Annotated in this window: 17 protein-coding genes and 1 rRNA gene; 17 read left to right on the top strand and 1 reads right to left on the bottom strand. The window is 52.0% G+C overall.

Annotated features, from left to right (window positions below; all coding sequences use genetic code 11):
- Nucleotides 1-142: 142 nt before the first annotated feature.
- The 8 genes from rrf to pssA all read left to right on the top strand — a co-directional run bounded on the left by rrf (nucleotide 143) and on the right by pssA (nucleotide 8941).
- Nucleotides 143-259: ribosomal RNA gene (gene rrf / locus ABE504_RS31040) — 5S ribosomal RNA — on the top strand.
- A gap of 604 nt (nucleotides 260-863) precedes the next feature.
- Entirely contained in the window at nucleotides 864-1325 is a 462-nt protein-coding gene (locus tag ABE504_RS31045) for a CtsR family transcriptional regulator (RefSeq protein ID WP_430096425.1), read from the top strand.
- A 14-nt stretch (nucleotides 1326-1339) separates the two neighbouring features.
- Nucleotides 1340-1846 (top strand): UvrB/UvrC motif-containing protein, encoded by a 507-nt coding sequence (locus tag ABE504_RS31050; RefSeq protein ID WP_430096427.1) that lies wholly within the window; start codon nucleotides 1340-1342, stop codon nucleotides 1844-1846.
- A gap of 66 nt (nucleotides 1847-1912) precedes the next feature.
- Nucleotides 1913-2932 (top strand): protein arginine kinase, encoded by a 1020-nt coding sequence (locus ABE504_RS31055; protein WP_430096511.1) that lies wholly within the window; start codon nucleotides 1913-1915, stop codon nucleotides 2930-2932.
- Between the two features lie 69 nt (nucleotides 2933-3001).
- On the top strand, nucleotides 3002-5443 hold the full coding sequence (gene clpC / locus ABE504_RS31060) for an ATP-dependent protease ATP-binding subunit ClpC (protein ID WP_430096429.1): 2442 nt from the start codon (nucleotides 3002-3004) through the stop codon (nucleotides 5441-5443).
- 149 nt (nucleotides 5444-5592) lie between these two features.
- Nucleotides 5593-6960, top strand: coding sequence for a DNA repair protein RadA (gene radA / locus ABE504_RS31065; protein WP_430096431.1), 1368 nt, complete (start codon nucleotides 5593-5595; stop codon nucleotides 6958-6960).
- A 37-nt stretch (nucleotides 6961-6997) separates the two neighbouring features.
- Entirely contained in the window at nucleotides 6998-8077 is a 1080-nt protein-coding gene (gene disA / locus ABE504_RS31070; RefSeq protein WP_430096432.1) for a DNA integrity scanning diadenylate cyclase DisA, read from the top strand.
- Between the two features lie 99 nt (nucleotides 8078-8176).
- On the top strand, nucleotides 8177-8941 hold the full coding sequence (pssA, locus tag ABE504_RS31075) for a CDP-diacylglycerol--serine O-phosphatidyltransferase (RefSeq protein ID WP_430096434.1): 765 nt from the start codon (nucleotides 8177-8179) through the stop codon (nucleotides 8939-8941).
- 82 nt (nucleotides 8942-9023) lie between these two features.
- Here pssA and ABE504_RS31080 read toward each other — a convergent pair whose 3' ends face one another.
- Nucleotides 9024-9419 (bottom strand): DUF1573 domain-containing protein, encoded by a 396-nt coding sequence (locus ABE504_RS31080; RefSeq protein WP_430096435.1) that lies wholly within the window; start codon nucleotides 9417-9419, stop codon nucleotides 9024-9026.
- Between the two features lie 154 nt (nucleotides 9420-9573).
- Here ABE504_RS31080 and ABE504_RS31085 point away from each other — a divergent pair, with 154 nt between their 5' ends.
- From ABE504_RS31085 to ABE504_RS31125, 9 genes are all read left to right on the top strand, one after another.
- Nucleotides 9574-10641 (top strand): PIN/TRAM domain-containing protein, encoded by a 1068-nt coding sequence (locus ABE504_RS31085; protein ID WP_430096437.1) that lies wholly within the window; start codon nucleotides 9574-9576, stop codon nucleotides 10639-10641.
- A 91-nt stretch (nucleotides 10642-10732) separates the two neighbouring features.
- Nucleotides 10733-11431: a 2-C-methyl-D-erythritol 4-phosphate cytidylyltransferase gene (ispD, locus tag ABE504_RS31090; protein ID WP_430096439.1), complete on the top strand. Its 699-nt coding sequence runs from the start codon at nucleotides 10733-10735 to the stop codon at nucleotides 11429-11431.
- A gap of 2 nt (nucleotides 11432-11433) precedes the next feature.
- Nucleotides 11434-11919, top strand: a complete 486-nt coding sequence (gene ispF / locus ABE504_RS31095; protein ID WP_430096441.1) for a 2-C-methyl-D-erythritol 2,4-cyclodiphosphate synthase — start codon at nucleotides 11434-11436, stop codon at nucleotides 11917-11919.
- 36 nt (nucleotides 11920-11955) lie between these two features.
- Nucleotides 11956-13410, top strand: a complete 1455-nt coding sequence (gltX, locus tag ABE504_RS31100; protein WP_430096443.1) for a glutamate--tRNA ligase — start codon at nucleotides 11956-11958, stop codon at nucleotides 13408-13410.
- Nucleotides 13411-13734: 324 nt separating this feature from the next.
- The gene (gene cysE / locus ABE504_RS31105; protein WP_430096445.1) at nucleotides 13735-14406 is read left to right on the top strand and encodes a serine O-acetyltransferase; all 672 of its coding nucleotides are present in this window, start codon (nucleotides 13735-13737) and stop codon (nucleotides 14404-14406) included.
- The gene (cysS, locus tag ABE504_RS31110) at nucleotides 14387-15787 is read left to right on the top strand and encodes a cysteine--tRNA ligase (protein WP_430096446.1); all 1401 of its coding nucleotides are present in this window, start codon (nucleotides 14387-14389) and stop codon (nucleotides 15785-15787) included. Before cysE ends, cysS begins: the two co-directional genes overlap by 20 nt.
- A complete protein-coding gene (locus ABE504_RS31115; protein WP_430096448.1) occupies nucleotides 15784-16224 on the top strand; it encodes a Mini-ribonuclease 3 in 441 nt (146 codons plus the stop codon). The genes cysS and ABE504_RS31115 overlap by 4 nt, the downstream gene beginning before the upstream one ends.
- A gap of 11 nt (nucleotides 16225-16235) precedes the next feature.
- Nucleotides 16236-16973 carry a 23S rRNA (guanosine(2251)-2'-O)-methyltransferase RlmB gene (gene rlmB, locus ABE504_RS31120; protein WP_430096449.1) on the top strand — a complete coding sequence of 246 codons (738 nt, stop codon included), beginning with the start codon at nucleotides 16236-16238 and terminating at the stop codon, nucleotides 16971-16973.
- 6 nt (nucleotides 16974-16979) lie between these two features.
- Complete coding sequence (locus ABE504_RS31125) at nucleotides 16980-17492, top strand: NYN domain-containing protein (RefSeq protein ID WP_430096451.1); 513 nt, start codon at nucleotides 16980-16982, stop codon at nucleotides 17490-17492.
- Nucleotides 17493-17644: the final 152 nt, after the last annotated feature.

A 17644-nucleotide genomic window follows, 5' to 3' on the forward strand; every position in this document is an offset into this window, starting at 1 on the left:
AAGCTTTGTAGCTGATGCCGATTACTTTCTCGGGGCCCAATAACACAACGTAAACCTAAAGTAATTACCGTTTCGTATCTAGTTTTCAAGGTGCAAGCCACCTTGAATGTAACATCTGATGTTTCTTGGCAGAAGCATCCCGTTTGGTGATGATGGCGGAGGGGACCCACGCGTTCCCATCTCGAACACGACCGTTAAGCCCTCCAGCGTCGATGGTACTTGAACCGCAGGGTTCTGGGAGAGTAGAACGTTGCCAAGCGATTGAAGAGCTTTACTTGGAGAAATCTGAGTAAGGCTTTTTTCTATTCTCAGTAGGCATTAAAGCCTGCGTAATAGCAGGAACTTCCCCCGTTCCTCACCTGATTTGATGAAATGCCTGCGATTCTGCAGGCATTTTTGACGTGTGCCTCTTTTTTAAGCAAACTCGACTCGAAAAACTGCTTTATCGCGGCAATTTGCCGAAAAGGCCATTTCTGCGGAAAATTCCTGCCTATTTGCAGGTATTAGACCGTTCACTACGCCCCACCTCGCCTTAGAGGAGGCTCTATTTGCCGCATTTCACCCGAAATGAACGGCGCAGAGCCCGATTAAGGTCTCCTCGTTCCCCAAGCAGCCTGATAGGAAGGAACAGGAAGGCTTTTCGTATATGCAGGCCCATACAGCAGACTGCCGCTTTTTCCTCTAACGGTTCGAATAAATCCCTAGCGAAGGTCAACACTAATAAGGTTACGTGGAAGCGCGGAGACGAGGTTGTGCATTTTCGCGGCGGCACTTGTCAAAAAGAAAGGAAATGATTATAATCTAATTAAGGTCAAAGAAAGTCAAAGTCAATTTTACTTTCAGAAATCTGGGAGGCCGAATTGATGCGCAATGTATCCGAAATTATCGAGCAGTATTTGAAGCACGTCCTGCAGCAAAGCACTGAAGGGGCGATCGAGATTCAGAGGAACGATCTGGCTGACCAATTCCAATGCGTGCCTTCACAAATTAACTACGTGATCTCCACAAGGTTTACTTTGGAGAAGGGCTATCTTGTCGAGAGCAAACGCGGCGGCGGCGGCTATATTCGAATTCAGAAGATCGAGCTCAAGAGCCACGGTTCGATTGTTGACCATATTTTTCGAACGATTAACACACATATTGATCAAGTCGCCTCGGAAGGGCTGGTTTATCAGCTTCAAGAGGGCGGGTATATTTCCCACAGAGAGGCCAATCTGATTCGAGCGGCGATTTCAAGGGATGTGCTTGCCTTTAAGCTTCCGCTGCGTGACGAGATTCGAGCGAAGCTTCTGAAAGCAATGTTAATATCCTTGCTTAGCAAATGAGGAGGCGGATATAAATGGTTTGTCAGGAATGCGGGAAACGACCGGCGACGCTCCATTTTACCAAGATTGTGAATGGGGATAAGAACGAGTTTCATATCTGCGAAGCATGCGCCAGGGAAAAGGGCGAGATGATTCCGGGAACGTCCGGCGGCTTTTCGATTCATAATTTGTTGTCGGGTCTGCTTGATTTTGAACCGTTATCCGCGGCGAAGGCGCAACCGATCCGGTGCGAGCACTGCGGACTTACGTACTCGCAATTCAGCAAGCTGGGCCGCTTCGGCTGCGGGAATTGTTATCAAGCGTTCACGGAGAAGCTGAATCCGCTTTTCAAAAGAGTGCATGGCAACACCGTCCACGTCGGCAAGGTGCCGAAACGAAGCGGAGGAATCATCAAAAGCAAGCGGGAGATTGATCTTTTAAAGAAGGATCTTATAGCTTGCATCGAAGGCGAAGAGTTTGAGCAGGCGGCTAAGCTGCGTGACCAAATTCGGGAAATTGAGAAAAAAATGGCGAGCATGTGAGTACGGCTAGGAGGTGTGAATCGAGTGACATTACAGCGGTTTACAGGAGATGCATTAAGCGAGTGGATGAAGGGCGAGGGGCCGGAATCGGACATTGTCATTAGCAGCCGAATCCGTATTGCACGCAATCTCAGAGAATACCCCTACCCGATGCTGGCGACGAACCAACAATCGCAAGAAGTGCTGGAGAAATTGTCCGCGGTGCTTGAGAATGACGAGTTGGAGACGATCAGCAACTTTTCATTAGTGCCGCTTGGCGAGCTCAATGAGCTTGAACGCATGGTGCTAGTCGAGAAACATCTGATTAGTCCGAACTTGGCGAACGAATCCCGTAACGGTGCCGTTATTCTCAGCGACAACGAGTCGATCAGCATTATGATCAATGAGGAGGATCACCTTCGCATACAATGTTTATGCCCGGGTTTCCAAATTAAGGAAGTCTGGGATTTGGCGAATCAGATTGACGATATTTTTGAAACGCAGCTGGATTACGGCTATGACGAGAAGCGTGGCTATCTAACGAGCTGCCCGACCAATGTGGGAACAGGCATTCGGGCATCGGTGATGATGCATCTGCCGGCGTTAGTGCTGAGCCAGCAAATTAATCGAATTTTATCCGCTGTTTCACAAGTTGGGCTGACGGTTAGAGGATTATATGGGGAAGGCAGCGAAGCTTTAGGTAACCTCTTCCAAATCTCCAACCAGATTACGCTCGGGCAGACGGAAGAAGAGATTATTGATAATTTACACAGTGTTGCGAGGCAAATTGTTGAGCATGAGCGAGCCGCGAGGCATAAGCTGTTACAAGAGTCCAGAATGCGGATTATTGACCGTGTGAATCGCTCTTTTGGGATCCTGTCTTATGCAGGCATCATGGACTCCAAAGAAGCGGCACAGCGGCTGTCCGATGTTAGACTTGGTATCGATTTGGGGATCATTAATACCGTTTCCGGCCACGTGCTCAATGAACTCTTGGTGATGACGCAGCCGGGCTTCCTTCAGCAGTACGCTGGTGAGAAGCTGACTGCCGAGGAGCGCGATGTGCGCAGAGCGGAAATGATTCGCGAGAAGCTGGGACGATTCTAGCGCTTAACTGACGTTGATGTAACATCCTTTAGGAATTCCATAGATATACTACTTTTGGAGGTGTTCTCTATGATGTTTGGCAGATTTACGGAACGTGCGCAGAAGGTGCTTTCTTTGGCTCAAGAGGAAGCTGTCCGCTTAGGGCATAACAATATTGGGACTGAGCATATTTTACTCGGACTTATCCGGGAAGGCGAAGGCATTGCAGCTAAAGCACTCGTTGCGCTGGGCCTAGGTCTTGAGAAAATTCAAGACGAAGTGGAATCGCTCATTGGCAGAGGACAAGAACAGCCTACCAACATTGCTTACACGCCAAGGGCGAAAAAAGTCATTGAACTCTCCATGGACGAGGCGAGAAAATTAGGCCATACGTATGTGGGGACTGAACATATTTTGCTTGGCTTGATCCGCGAAGGGGAGGGCGTTGCAGCTCGCGTGCTGAACAACCTCGGCGTTTCCTTGAATAAAGCCCGTCAGCAAGTGCTTCAACTGCTGGGCAGCAGCGAAACGGTGTCGCCTAGCCATGGCACGAACCCGAATGTCAACACGCCAACGCTGGATGGCTTGGCAAGAGATTTGACGGCGTTCGCGCGGGAAGGTCATCTCGACCCTGTTATCGGGCGCAGCAAGGAAATTGAGCGCGTGATTCAAGTGCTCAGCCGCAGAACGAAAAACAACCCAGTTCTCATCGGGGAGCCTGGGGTCGGTAAAACGGCGATTGCCGAAGGCCTCGCTCAAAAAATCATCAACAACGAGATTCCAGAAACGTTAAAAGATAAACGCGTCATGACGCTCGATATGGGCTCGGTCGTGGCCGGCACGAAATATCGCGGCGAGTTCGAAGACCGCCTCAAAAAGATCATGGATGAGATCCGCCAAGCGGGCAACATCATCCTGTTCATCGATGAGCTGCACACGCTGATTGGCGCAGGCGGAGCGGAAGGCGCGATTGACGCCTCCAACATCCTGAAGCCGGCGCTGGCGAGAGGCGAGCTGCAGTGCATCGGGGCGACGACACTGGATGAGTATCGCAAATATATTGAAAAAGACGCTGCGCTGGAGCGCCGTTTCCAACCGATTACGGTGGATCAACCGTCTCCGGAAGAAGCGATTCAAATTCTGTACGGTCTGCGTGACCGTTACGAAGCGCATCACCGTGTGAAAATCACAGATGCCGCGATCCAAGAAGCAGTGAAGCTGTCTGACCGTTACATTCCAGATCGTTTCCTGCCGGATAAAGCGATCGACTTGATCGACGAAGCCAGCTCCAAAGTAAGACTGCGTTCCTACACAACGCCGCCTTCCTTGAAGCAGCTAGAGAATAAGTTGGAGAACATCCGCAAGGAGAAAGACGCCGCGGTCCAAAGCCAAGAGTTCGAGAAAGCAGCGGGTCTGCGCGATACGGAGCAAAAACTCCGTGAAGAGCTCGATTCCACGAAGAACGATTGGAAAGAGAAACAAGGCCGTCTCGACACCGAGGTAACGCCGGACGACATCGCACAAATCGTGGCAAGCTGGACCGGTATTCCGGTTTCCAAGCTGGCGGAAGAAGAAACGGATCGTCTGCTGAAAATGGAAGATATTCTGCACGAACGCGTCATTGGGCAAGAGGAAGCGGTCAAAGCGGTTAGCCGCGCGATCCGCCGCGCCAGAGCGGGCCTCAAAGATCCGAAGCGTCCAATGGGCTCCTTCATTTTCCTCGGTCCAACTGGGGTTGGTAAAACAGAGCTGGCCCGCGCGCTCGCAGAGTCGCTGTTCGGCGATGAGAATGCGGTCGTTCGGATCGATATGTCCGAATACATGGAGAAGCACTCGACTTCCCGTCTCGTCGGGGCGCCTCCAGGGTATGTCGGCTACGAAGAAGGCGGTCAACTGACCGAAAAAGTACGCCGCAAACCGTACTCGGTCGTGCTGCTGGATGAGATCGAGAAGGCGCATCCGGAAGTGTTCAACATCCTGCTGCAAGTGCTGGAAGACGGCCGCTTGACCGATTCCAAAGGCCGCACAGTGGACTTCCGCAACACGTTGATCATCATGACGTCGAACGTAGGCGCAGACATGATCAAGAAAAACTCTTCGCTCGGCTTTACAGCGGCGATCGATGCTGGCAAAGACTACAACAATATGAGAGACAAAGTGATGGGCGAGCTGAAGAAAAGCTTCCGTCCGGAGTTCCTCAACCGGATTGACGAAATCATCGTCTTCCACTCCTTGGACGAAGCTCATATCGCTCGCATCGTAAGCCTGATGGCCGACGATCTGCGCAAACGCCTCAAAGAGCAAGAGGTCGACTTTATCCTCACGGACAAAGCGCTGCAGTTCCTGGCTAAAGCAGGCTTCGACCCGACGTATGGCGCAAGACCGCTGCGCAGGGCGATTCAGAAGCATATCGAGGATCGCTTGTCCGAAGAATTGCTGAGAGGCAATATCTCGAAGGGCGATACGTTAACGATTGATGAAGTAGAAGGCGAACTTGTCGTTCAGAAGAGCGAAGGCGTAGCCACGAAATAAGCGAGAAGCATTCCACTTCGCCGATCCCGGCGGGTGGGATGCTTTTTTTAATTCCTTGGAACCCTTTCATGGGCACGGTAAAAATGGTAAACTTTATTGGTAAGGATAACCAGAATGCGTTGTTATGGAAATAAGGAGCACCTTCCCACATGAGTAAACAGAAAACAAAATTTTGCTGCCAAGAATGCGGCTATGAATCGCCGAAATGGATGGGGAAATGTCCGGGCTGCCAATCTTGGAACACGATGGTGGAAGAAATCGAGACGGTCGTTCGCACGCAGGGCATGACCTCCGCCATTCCTAAGACCAAGGGAAAGCCGACACCCATTAACCAAATAGAAAGCAGTCCGGAACCTCGCGTTGTCACAAGCAATAAAGAGCTCAACCGCGTGCTCGGCGGCGGCATTGTGCCAGGATCGCTGATCCTCGTTGGCGGAGATCCCGGGATTGGGAAGTCGACATTGCTGCTGCAAACTTCGTTCGAGCTGACAAAGGTTGGACTGAAGGTATTGTACATTTCAGGGGAAGAATCGGTTAAACAGACGAAGCTTCGCGCAGATCGGTTGGATGCGGCGTCTCCGCTGCTGTTCGTGTTAGCTGAGACTAACTTAGAATTGATCGAAGAAGCCATTCAAGAAATGAACCCGGATTTCCTGGTCATCGATTCCATCCAGACGGTTTTTCATCCGACGGTTACCTCGGCGCCTGGCACGGTATCGCAAGTTCGGGAATGCACAGGTCATTTTATGAGAATAGCTAAAGGTAAAGGAATTGCAACGGTCTTGGTTGGCCACGTCACGAAGGAAGGCGCCATCGCGGGGCCGCGCATGCTGGAGCACATGGTCGATTGTGTGCTTTACTTTGAAGGCGAGCGCCATCACTCCTACCGGGTGCTGCGCGCGGTGAAGAACCGTTTTGGCTCGACGAATGAAATCGGCATTTTTGAAATGCAGGAAGTCGGCTTGGTGGAGGTCAGCAATCCTTCGGAGCTATTCCTTCAGGAGCGGCCGCTTGGCGTAGCCGGATCGACGGTTGTGGCGAGCATGGAAGGGACGCGGCCAGTGCTGGTGGAGATTCAGGCGCTGGTGTCGCAGACGAACTTCCCATCTCCGCGAAGGATGGCGACGGGTGTCGATCACAACAGGCTTTCGCTCATTATCGCGGTGCTGGAGAAGCGGATGGGCATGTTCCTGCAAAATCAAGACGCCTACCTCAACGTCGCGGGCGGGGTGAAGCTGGATGAACCGGCGGTTGACCTTGCGATCGCGATCTCCATTGCGTCTTCGTTCCGGGATCAGCCGACGCAGCCTTACGATGTTGTTTTTGGAGAGATTGGCCTAACGGGTGAAGTCCGTGGCGTATCGCGGATTGATCAGCGGGTGAAGGAAGCGGAAAAGCTCGGGTTTCGCCGTGTGATTATGCCGGAGAAGAGCCTGAAGGGCTGGAGTCCGCCCAAAGGTATGGAAATTATAGGCGTAAACACGGTGGCGGAAGCGCTGAAAGCGGCACTGGGTTAACGCAGCGTGGCAATCTGCAGGCTTCAGGAGGAAAAACATGAGCAAAGAAGAGATCAAACGAGATGTGATGAGTCAATTGCTCCAACTTGTAGCACCAGGAACGCCGTTTCGTGACGGACTGGAGAATGTGCTCCGCGCCAAAACCGGCGGGCTGATCGTGGTCGGCTACAGTCCGGAGGTGATGGAAATTGTCGACGGCGGCTTTTCTATTAACTGCGATTTTTCACCCAACTATCTCTATGAGCTGGCCAAAATGGACGGCGCCATTATTCTTAGCGAGGATATTAAGAAAATTTTGTTCGCGAATACGCAGCTCATTCCTGACTCCTCGATCCCGTCTTCCGAAACCGGTATCCGACACCGGACGGCGGAGCGTGTAGCGAAGCAGACGAATAAACTGGTCGTCTCCATCTCGCAGCGGCGGAACGTCATCACCCTGTATCAGGGGAACTTGCGCTATGCGCTCAAGGACATCGGGGTGATTCTGACCAAAGCGAATCAGGCAATTCAGACGCTCGAACGGTACAAAGTGGTGCTGGATCAATCATTGACGAACCTCAGCGCCTCCGAGTTCGAGGAACTGGTGACGCTGCACGATATTACGAACGTGATTGCGCGGTTTGAAATGGTACTTCGCATCAAGGCGGAAATTAACCGCTACATAAATGAGCTCGGCAACGAAGGGCGCCTAATTTCCATGCAATTAGAAGAACTTGTAGGAAATGCGGAACTTGAAGCGCGCTTGCTCGTAAAGGATTATGTAAGAGATTTAAGTGATGAACGCGTGAAGGAAATGCAGGCCGGCTTGAAGCGTCTTTCCTCGGATGAACTGTTGGAACCGCAGCAAATCATTCGTCTGCTCGGATACTCGAACACGAGCTCCGTTGCGGAAGAGCCGGTATCGCCGCGGGGCTTCCGGATTTTAGGCAAAATTCCGCGGTTGCCGTCGATTATTATTGGGAATTTAGTGGAGAAGTTTGGCTTCCTGCCGCACATGATGATGGCGACAATCGAGGAGCTGGATGAAGTGGACGGCATCGGAGAAGTAAGAGCGCGTGCCATCAAGGATGGTCTCAAGCGGATTCAAGAACAAGTGTTCATTGACAGACATATTTAAAGTGGATACAATCATAAAGTACTATTGATGACGTCAAAGTTTAAGGTTTTACAAAAGTCAAGTTTAGGGTATAGTAAATCCAGAGGTGGACAAAAACATATGCTAACCAAATCAATTCCCAGTTTATTTACAGTAGGGAACTTGTTCCTAGGCGTGTTGTCGATTATTTTAGCTTTTAGCGGTCAACATGGTGTTGCCGCGGTGCTCGTCATTGTGGCGATGCTGCTGGATGGTCTGGACGGACGCGTAGCGAGAGCGCTGAATGCGCAAAGCGAGTTTGGTAAAGAGCTCGACTCCCTGTCTGATGTTATTTCGTTCGGGGTTGCGCCAGCCTTCATCATGTATGTAGTCGCTTTCAACGAACCAGCCACCATTAGTCCTGCATTCGCCTGGATTGTAACGGCGATCTTCCCGATTTGCGGTGCGCTTCGTTTAGCACGGTTTAATGTCGTGGCCGGTACACCCGGTTACTTCATCGGTCTGCCGATCCCTGCTGCAGGCGGTGTGTTGTGTACGCTGGCGTTGTTCGCGAACGATCTTAACGTGTATGTTCTGCTTGTCAGCACCGTATTGCTGTCGTACTTAATGGTCAGCACGGTCAAATATCCGAATTTCAAAAAAGCCGGCATTCCGAAAGCCGCCATCTGGATTACGCCGATTATTGTGGCGGTTGCCATCGTGATCGCGATCAAATGGCCGGAATCCATTTCCAAAATGATTTTTGTACCATTGCTTCTCTATGCATTGTACGGCCTAAAAAAAAACGTTGATGGCTACTTCATCCGTATTCGCAATTCCCGCCGTAAAAATAAAAGACGCGGCAGCAACGTGGAAGAGAACAACTCCGTGAAATCGGATTTGTAATCCGCCCCGGCTAGCTGGAAAAATAAAAAGCATTTATTTTCTTCTGAATTCAGAGAGAAAATAAATGCTTTTTTCTTTATGTTTACGACATGTTGAAAAGTCCCAGCGTGGAACATTTCTTAGATTCTTTCTCGAGAACTTGCTCCAAATTAATATCCAGCAGATTGCTGAGCGCGGCCATGTAGAACAGGTTTCGCCCGAGCTCGTTGCTGACAACTTCAATGCATTGCTCACACAAGTGACCGGAGATATGCGTGCCAAGAACATCCTTAGCTTCACTTAAAGTCATCTCAGGATGGTACTCTTGCTTGGCAGCGTGAAGCTGCAGACAGCCGCATTCAGTCACGGACTTCACGACAGAACGATTCGCAGCTGCGCCGGACTGTTGGAATTTGGACAAAACGTCAAGCAGACTACGGTGACGGAGCAACAATTCGGACACTTGATCCTGAAACTGCTTTAAAGATAAGGAGCTCATTCCATCCACCTCGGGTGTGTTTGTAACTTCCATTTTTATTATAAAGGAAGCCCTTTAATATTTCAATTTTCTGGATGAACATGTGATTAACGTTGAAAAAATTGGAACATAATTGTAATAAGAACCAAACCAAGTTGAAGTAGGAGGTGAATCTATGATGAAAAAGTGGATACAAGCCATTTTCGCCATCATGGGTGGCAGTTTAGGGTATGAGTGGAGCGACACGTTCCTTCGAACGTCGGATGTAATCCGAAGCAGCAGTCAAGTCTTTTGGATTAATAGTTTATGTGCAGTTGGCATGGTCGTCATTTCCGCATGGATTGCCGGTACAGGGATGAAGTTGCTGCTAAGAGGAGAGAAGAACGTTGCGGAAATTCCGGTTTCCGATCTGTTGTCGGGTACATTTGGCCTGATGATCGGGCTTCTGACCTCGGTCATGGTCTATCCGGTGCTGGCGCAAGCCACATGGGCGGGACCGTTCTTACCTTTAGTCGTATCGGCTGTGCTGGCGGTGATGGGCTTCCGTATCGGGTATAACAAACGGGAAGAGCTTGTGCAGCTCATGATTAAAAGTCGGTCCGGCGGGTCCGAGAAGCAGACGCATCGCCCTTATGAGGAGCACAAAATCCTGGATACGAGCGTTATTATCGACGGCCGCATTGCGGATATTTGCAAAACCGGTTTCATCGAAGGCACGTTGGTCATTCCCGAGTTCGTGCTCGAGGAGCTGCAGCATATTGCAGATTCGTCGGATTTACTCAAGCGCAATCGCGGGCGCCGCGGGCTGGATATTTTGAACAAGATTCAGAAAGAGCTTGAAGTGAAGGTGCTCATTTACGAGGGAGATTTCGAGGAGATTGCCGAAGTGGACAGCAAGCTGGTCAAGCTGGCGAAAGTGCTGCAGGGCAAAGTGATTACGAACGATTTTAACCTGAATAAAGTGTGTGAGCTGCAGGGCGTGTCCGTGCTGAATATCAACGATCTTGCGAATGCGGTCAAGCCTGTGGTGCTGCCGGGTGAGGAGATTGTCGTCCAAGTGATCAAAGACGGGAAAGAGCATGGACAAGGCGTTGCTTATCTCGATGACGGCACGATGATCGTCGTGGAAGGCGGCCGTGAGTTTATCGGCATGACGTTGGAAGTGATGGTGACAAGTGTGCTGCAGACGTCTGCGGGTCGGATGATTTTTGCCAAACCGAAATTATTGGAAAAAGCGCAGTAAAACCAGTATGATAAGGAGATGTAACATAGTTCTGTCCAGGTCTATGCTTACGAAGTATGCTCGGTTGTAGGAGCACCGTGTTGGAGGACTTATGGGGAAGCTAGGCGTCATCATCGTAGCGGCAGGCAGAGGCTCACGAATGGGTACGGCGGAGAGCAAGCAATATTTGCAGTTGGGACAGAAGCCCATTCTGGTACATACCTTGCAATTATTTCAAAACATACAGGAAGTGGACGAAATCGTTCTCGTTGCAGGGGCGGATGATGTGGATCGCTGCAGCGGCTATGTGGCAGATTACGGAATCACGAAAGCGACGCGGGTGCTGGCCGGCGGGGCCGAGCGTCAGGATTCGGTCAGACAAGGACTCCGCGCTTTGCAGCCGGGCACGGAATGGGTTATGGTCCACGACGGGGTGCGGCCATTTGCGAAGAGGGAACATATATTTGCATGTTTGGCGAAGACCCAAGAGACAGGGGCAGCCGTACTGGCGGTTCCGGTCAAGGATACGATCAAAGTCGTTGACAGCAATAAGCAAATACAGTCGACACCCGATAGACGAAGCTTGTGGGCGATCCAAACGCCGCAGGCTTTTCGTCTTGCTTTGCTGCTGGAAGCGCATGAGCAGGCGGAGCGGGAAGGGTTTCTCGGCACCGATGACGCGATGCTGGTGGAGCGGCTGGGCGTTAAGGTGTCGGTGGTCGAGAGCGACTACTATAACATCAAAATCACGACCCCTGAGGATCTGCCTTGGGCGGAGTGGATTGTACATAACGTGAGGGGAGAGGCATAAGCATGATTCGTGTTGGACAAGGGTTTGACGTGCATCAATTAGTGGAGGGGCGCAAGTGCATTATCGGGGGCGTGACGATTCCTTATGAAAAAGGGCTGCTCGGGCACTCTGATGCGGACGTGCTGCTCCATGCGATCAGCGACGCCATTCTGGGGGCGCTCGGGCTTGGCGATATTGGCAAGCACTTCCCGGATACGGCGGCAGAGTTTAAAGATGCGGACAGCCTCGTGCTGCTGAAGCACGTATGGCAGTTGGCGCGTGAGCGAGGCTATTCGCTCGGCAACGCGGATTCCACGATTATCGCGCAGAAGCCGAAGATGGCGCCTTATATCCCGCAAATGGTGGAGATCATCGCAGCGGCGCTGGATGCTCAGCCGGAGCAGGTCAACGTCAAGGCGACGACGACGGAGCAGCTCGGCTTCACAGGCCGTGGCGAAGGAATTGCGGCGCAATCGGTTGTTTGTTTAATTCGAGATGTGCTAAAATAGCTCATATTCTTTGATGGGGAAAAGAGGGACAATGCGATGAATCAGCCTTTACGCGTAAGGTATGCGCCCAGCCCGACGGGGCATTTGCACATCGGCGGCGCGCGCACGGCCTTGTTTGATTATTTGCTTGCCCGCCGTCATGGCGGAGCGTTTGTTGTGCGGTTTGAAGATACGGATCAGACGCGCCACAAGGAGTCCGGCATCGCCGACCAACTGAACGGTCTGAAGTGGTTGGGCTTGGAGTGGGACGAGAGCGTGGACATCGGTGGGCCCTATGCGCCTTATCGGCAAATGGAGCGTCTCGACATTTACAAAAAATATTTGGATCAGCTGCTCGAAAGCGGGCATGCGTATCACTGTTATTGCTCGGAAGCGGATCTCGAGCAGGAGCGGGCAGAGCAAGAGGCGCGCGGCGAGATGGGCGGCTACTCCGGGAAGTGCCGCAACCTGACAGCGGAGCAAGTCGCGGCGTACCAAGCCGAAGGCCGTCAGCCTTCGACGCGTTTCCGCGTGCCGTCGGACCGCGTCATCGGCTTCGAAGATAAAGTGCGCGAGCACGTCGAGTTCGACTCGAACGGGATCGGCGACTTTATTATCGCGCGTCCGGACGGCATCCCGACGTACAACTTCGCCGTGATCGTCGACGATCACACGATGAACATCAATCTGGTGATCCGCGGGGAGGAGCACCTGTCCAATACACCGCGGCAGATTCTCATGTATGAGGCGCTCGGCATGCCGGTGCCGGAGTTCGCGCATCTGGCGCTCATTTTGAATCAGGATCGAAAAAAAATGAGCAAACGCGACGAATCGATCATCCAGTTCATCGAGCAGTACAAGGAGCTGGGCTACCTGCCGGAGGCGGTGCTCAACTTCATCGCATTGCTGGGTTGGTCCCCGGGCGGCGAAGAAGAAATGTTCAGCAAGGAAGAGCTGATCGCGCAGTTCGATCTCGAGCGGGTCTCGAAGAGCCCTGCCGTGTTCGATATGGATAAGCTCAACTGGATGAATAACGCTTATCTCAAGAAAGCCCCGCTTTCCCGCGTCGTCGACTTGTGCGTTCCGCATTTGGTCAAAGCCGGTTATATCTCGGCTGACCTTGATACCGCATCGCAAGAGTGGGTAACGGCCCTCGTTGGCCTGAACCAGGAGAGAATGCGCTACGCGGCGGAAATTGTCGAATTGGCAAGCCTCTTCTTCAAGGAAGAGCTCGTGATCGATGACGAAGCGGCCGCTGTGCTCAAGGAAGAGCATGTGCCGGCGGTGCTGTCTGCCTTCCTCGCGCAAGTGGAGCAAGCGGAAGCGTTCGCGGTGGAAACGATCCCTGCGCTGCTGAAAGCCGTGCAGAAGGAAACGGGCTACAAAGGCAAACAGCTGTTCATGTCCATCCGCTCAGCCTTGACCGGCCAAGTGCACGGTCCTGACCTGAACGTCTCATTGTACTTGCTTGGCAAAGAAAAAGTTGCCGCGCGCCTGAGAAGCTTATTGTAAACGGGGTTTCTTTTCGCTATACTTGAGGTTATAAGAAATGCAATGATCAGGAGAGTAGGATTAACGAAGGATTCGTCAGAGAGGATAATCGTTGCTACGGCAGCGGCTGTGAGTTATCCAATCCTTGTAATCGGAAATGCACCTGTGAGCAGCTTCGCCGATCACTCCTAGAGTGGGTAGGTGCCGCCGAATGGCCCGCGTTAAGGGCACTTGAGTTGGGAGACTTCCGAGTCACCAAGCAGAGTGGAACCGCGATGATACGCCTCTGCAGTCCTTTTATGGGCTGCGGGGGCTTTTTGCATTATACAAAGAAGGTGAACAGACATGTGGAGAGCGATCAAATCAGATATTTCGGCGGTTTTCGACAATGACCCTGCGGCGCGCAGCTGGTTCGAGGTTGTTTTTACGTATTCGGGCCTGCATGCGATCTGGGCGCACCGGATCGGGCATTGGTTCTATAAGAAAGGCATGTTCACCGTTGCGCGTATCGTATCGCAGGTGAGCCGGTTCATGACCGGGATTGAAATTCACCCTGGCGCCACGATCGGCAAACGCTTTTTCATCGACCATGGCATGGGGATTGTCATTGGGGAAACCTGCGAAATCGGCGACGATGTCATTCTGTATCAAGGGGTCACACTCGGGGGAACCGGCAAGGAGAAAGGAAAAAGACATCCGACAATTGGCAATAATGTGGTTGTCGGCTCCGGCGCCAAGATTTTGGGCTCCTTCCTTGTGGGTGAGAATTCCCGGATCGGTTCCAATGCGGTTGTGATCCGCGAGGTGCCGGCGAACAGCACCGTGGTGACGATACCGGCCAAAGTTGTGAAGCGGGACGGTGTACGCGTTAACCGGTTGGATCACGGCGATTTGCCGGATCCGATTGTCGATATTTTTCAAGATATGCAGAAGCAAATTGATGAACTGAAAGCGCAGCTTGAAGCGCTAAGAACCAAGAATGGAGAACAAAGAGAACATGACACTCAAAGTGTATAATACGTTAACCCGCAAGAAGGAAGAGTTCGTTCCGATTGAGCCGGGGAAAGTCAAAATGTACGTGTGCGGACCAACCGTGTACAACTATATTCATATCGGGAACGGCCGTCCGGTTATTTTTTTCGACGTCGTTCGCCGTTTTCTGGCATCGCAAGGGTATGAGGTCACTTATATTACGAACTTTACCGATGTGGACGATAAAATGATCCGCAAAGCCGAGGAAATGGCGGTCACGGTTCCCGAATTGGCGGAAACGTTTATTGCCGCTTTTTTGGAAGACATCAAGACGATGGGTGTGCACGATGCCACGCTGAACCCGCGGGTGACGGACAACATCCAGGAGATCATCGACTTCATTGCGGCTCTGGTGGAAAAAGGCTTCGCCTATGAAGCGGGCGGTGACGTGTATTACCGCACGATGAAGTTTGCGGACTACGGCAAGCTGTCTCATCAGAATCTCGAAGAGCTCCAATACGGCATCCGGATCGAAGTGGACGACCGCAAAGAGAATCCGCAGGACTTCGTGCTGTGGAAAGCCGCGAAGCCCGGTGAGATTTATTGGGATAGCCCTTGGGGGCAAGGCCGCCCGGGTTGGCACATCGAGTGCTCCGCCATGGTGCGCAAATATCTCGGCGAAACGATCGACATTCACGGCGGCGGCCAGGATCTTACGTTCCCGCACCATGAGTGCGAGATTGCGCAGACCGAGGCGGTCACCGGTCATCCAATGGCCAATTACTGGCTGCACAATGCGTTCCTCAACATCGATAATGAGAAAATGTCCAAATCGCTGGGCAACGGCATCCTGATCCGCGATCTGCTCAAACAAATGAAGCCACAGGTGTTCCGCTTCTTCATGTTGGCCGCGCATTATCGCAATCCGCTGAACTTTAGCGACGAAAGCTTGAAGCAGGCTGCGAACTCGTTAGAGCGGATTCAGAATGCATTTGATAATTTGAAGCACCGTTTGAACACGGCTTCGGCAACAGGTGAAGTCGATCGCGCGATCGTTGCGCGGATTCAAGAAATTAATGGGCAATTTGTGGATAAAATGAATGATGACTTCAACACGCCGGATGCGATTACCGCGGTGTTCGAGCTTGTGTCGGAGGCGAATCATTACCTCCAGCAGGAGCGGGTTCACAGCGAGGCGATTCAGCAATTTATGGCGCAGTTGGAACAATTCGACACTGTACTCGGTCTCTTGTCGCAAGCGGCGGACGAACTGCTGGACGCAGAAATCGAACAACTGATTGTCGAGCGGACCGAAGCGCGCAAGTCGAAGAACTGGGCGCGCGCCGATGAGATCCGCGACCTGCTGACGGAGAAAGGGATATTCCTTGAAGATACTCCGCAAGGAATACGCTGGCGCCGGAAATGAGCGAATTCACGATTGAAGACGCGAATTTGTTCGCTTTTCCGCCACCTACGCGCCCCAATCTTCTAAACCCGCTTGTTCTCGCTTATATTGGCGATGCGGTGTACGAAGTGTATGTGCGGCAGTATGTGATTTCGGGCGGCAACCACCGTCCGAATCATCTGCACCGCGCGGCGACGGGCTACGTATCCGCGAAAGCGCAGTCGAAGCTGCTCGCGGCGCTGATGCCGACGCTGTCGGAGGAAGAGCAGGACATCGTGAAGCGGGGCCGCAATGCCAAATCGGGAACGACGGCCAAAAATGCCGATGTGCTCGAATATAGGCACAGCACCGCATTTGAGTGCTTGGTCGGTTACTTATATTACCAAAAGTCGTTCGAACGGTTGAGGGAGATTATGGATTTTGCCATCGCCTTTAATCAGGATCAGGTGCATAAATAGGAGGAAGTTGGATGGAAGAAGATATCATCGGCGGGAAGCACTCTGTCATGGAGGCGCTTCGCGCGGGGCGGAGTATTAATAAAATTTGGATCGCTGAGAACGCGCAGAAGCAATTCGCCGGGCCGATTGTAGCCGAAGCGAAAAATCTTGGCATTCTCGTACAGTTCACGGATAAAAGAAAATTGGATCAAATGGCGGAAGGCCTCCAGCACCAAGGCGTCGTCGCGCAAGTTGCCGCTTATGAATATGTGGAAGTCGAGGATATTCTTGCGAAAGCGAAATCGCTTGGCCAAGATCCGTTTATCCTCATTCTGGATGAAATTGAAGATCCGCACAATCTGGGTTCGATTCTGAGAACGGCTGACTGCACAGGTGTGCACGGGGTCATTATTCCGAAACGCCGTTCCGTCGGTCTGACGGCCACCGTATCCAAGACTTCCGCAGGTGCGGTGGAATATGTGCCGGTCGCGCGGGTGACGAACATTGCGCAAACGATTGAGCAGCTCAAGGAGCAGGGCGTGTGGGTTGCGGGAACGGATGTGACCGCGGCGCAGGACGTGTACAAAGCGAACTTCAACATGCCGATCGCGCTGGTGATCGGGAATGAAGGCAAAGGCGTCGGCCGGTTGATCAAAGAGCGCTGCGACTTTTTGGTAAAGCTGCCGATGGCCGGCCATGTCAACTCGCTGAACGCTTCGGTTGCGGCCGGCGTGCTCATGTACGAAGTTGTCCGACAACGCGTACGCTAGGTTCGCATGGAACAGTACCTGATCGTAGACGGCTACAACATCATTGGAGCCTGGCCGGAGCTCAGCAAGCTCAAGGATACGGATCTTGAGGGCGCGCGCGACAAGCTGATTCATATGCTGGCGGAGTACCAGTCTTTTTCCGGGATGAAGGTGTATCTGGTCTTCGATGCTTATATGGTGCCTGGGCTGGGGAAGTCCTACGTTCAGAGCAAGCTGGTCGTCTTGTACACAAAGGAGAAGGAAACCGCGGATGAACGGATTGAACGGCTCGTGACTAATTTGATGGGCAGGCGCAAGGAGATATTTGTAGCCACCTCGGATATGATTGAACAGCATGTCATTTTCGGGAAAGGTGCGCTGCGGCTTCCAGCAAAGGAACTTTTGACCAAAATCAAACTGGGTCGTAAAGAGATCCGCGAACAGATCAAAACTGAGCATACGACGCGGCGAAATCCATTCGAGGGCAGCTTGAGTGAAGATCAGAAAGCGAAGCTCGAACGGATGCGCCGAGGCGAGTAAAACCCTCCAAATGCTAGAAATGGTGCGGCTCCCCGTTGACGGTGTAAGATTTCATCATGTATACTTAACCTAACTTTTATAGAGGTTGTTCAAAAAGCTGTCTTGGGATCACGCATTTTTTCGATGCTGAAACCCTGAATTTTTGAACTGGC

It is taken from the genome of Paenibacillus oryzisoli, assembly GCF_050467285.1.
GTDB classification, from domain to species: Bacteria; Bacillota; Bacilli; order Paenibacillales; family NBRC-103111; genus Paenibacillus_E; species Paenibacillus_E oryzisoli_A.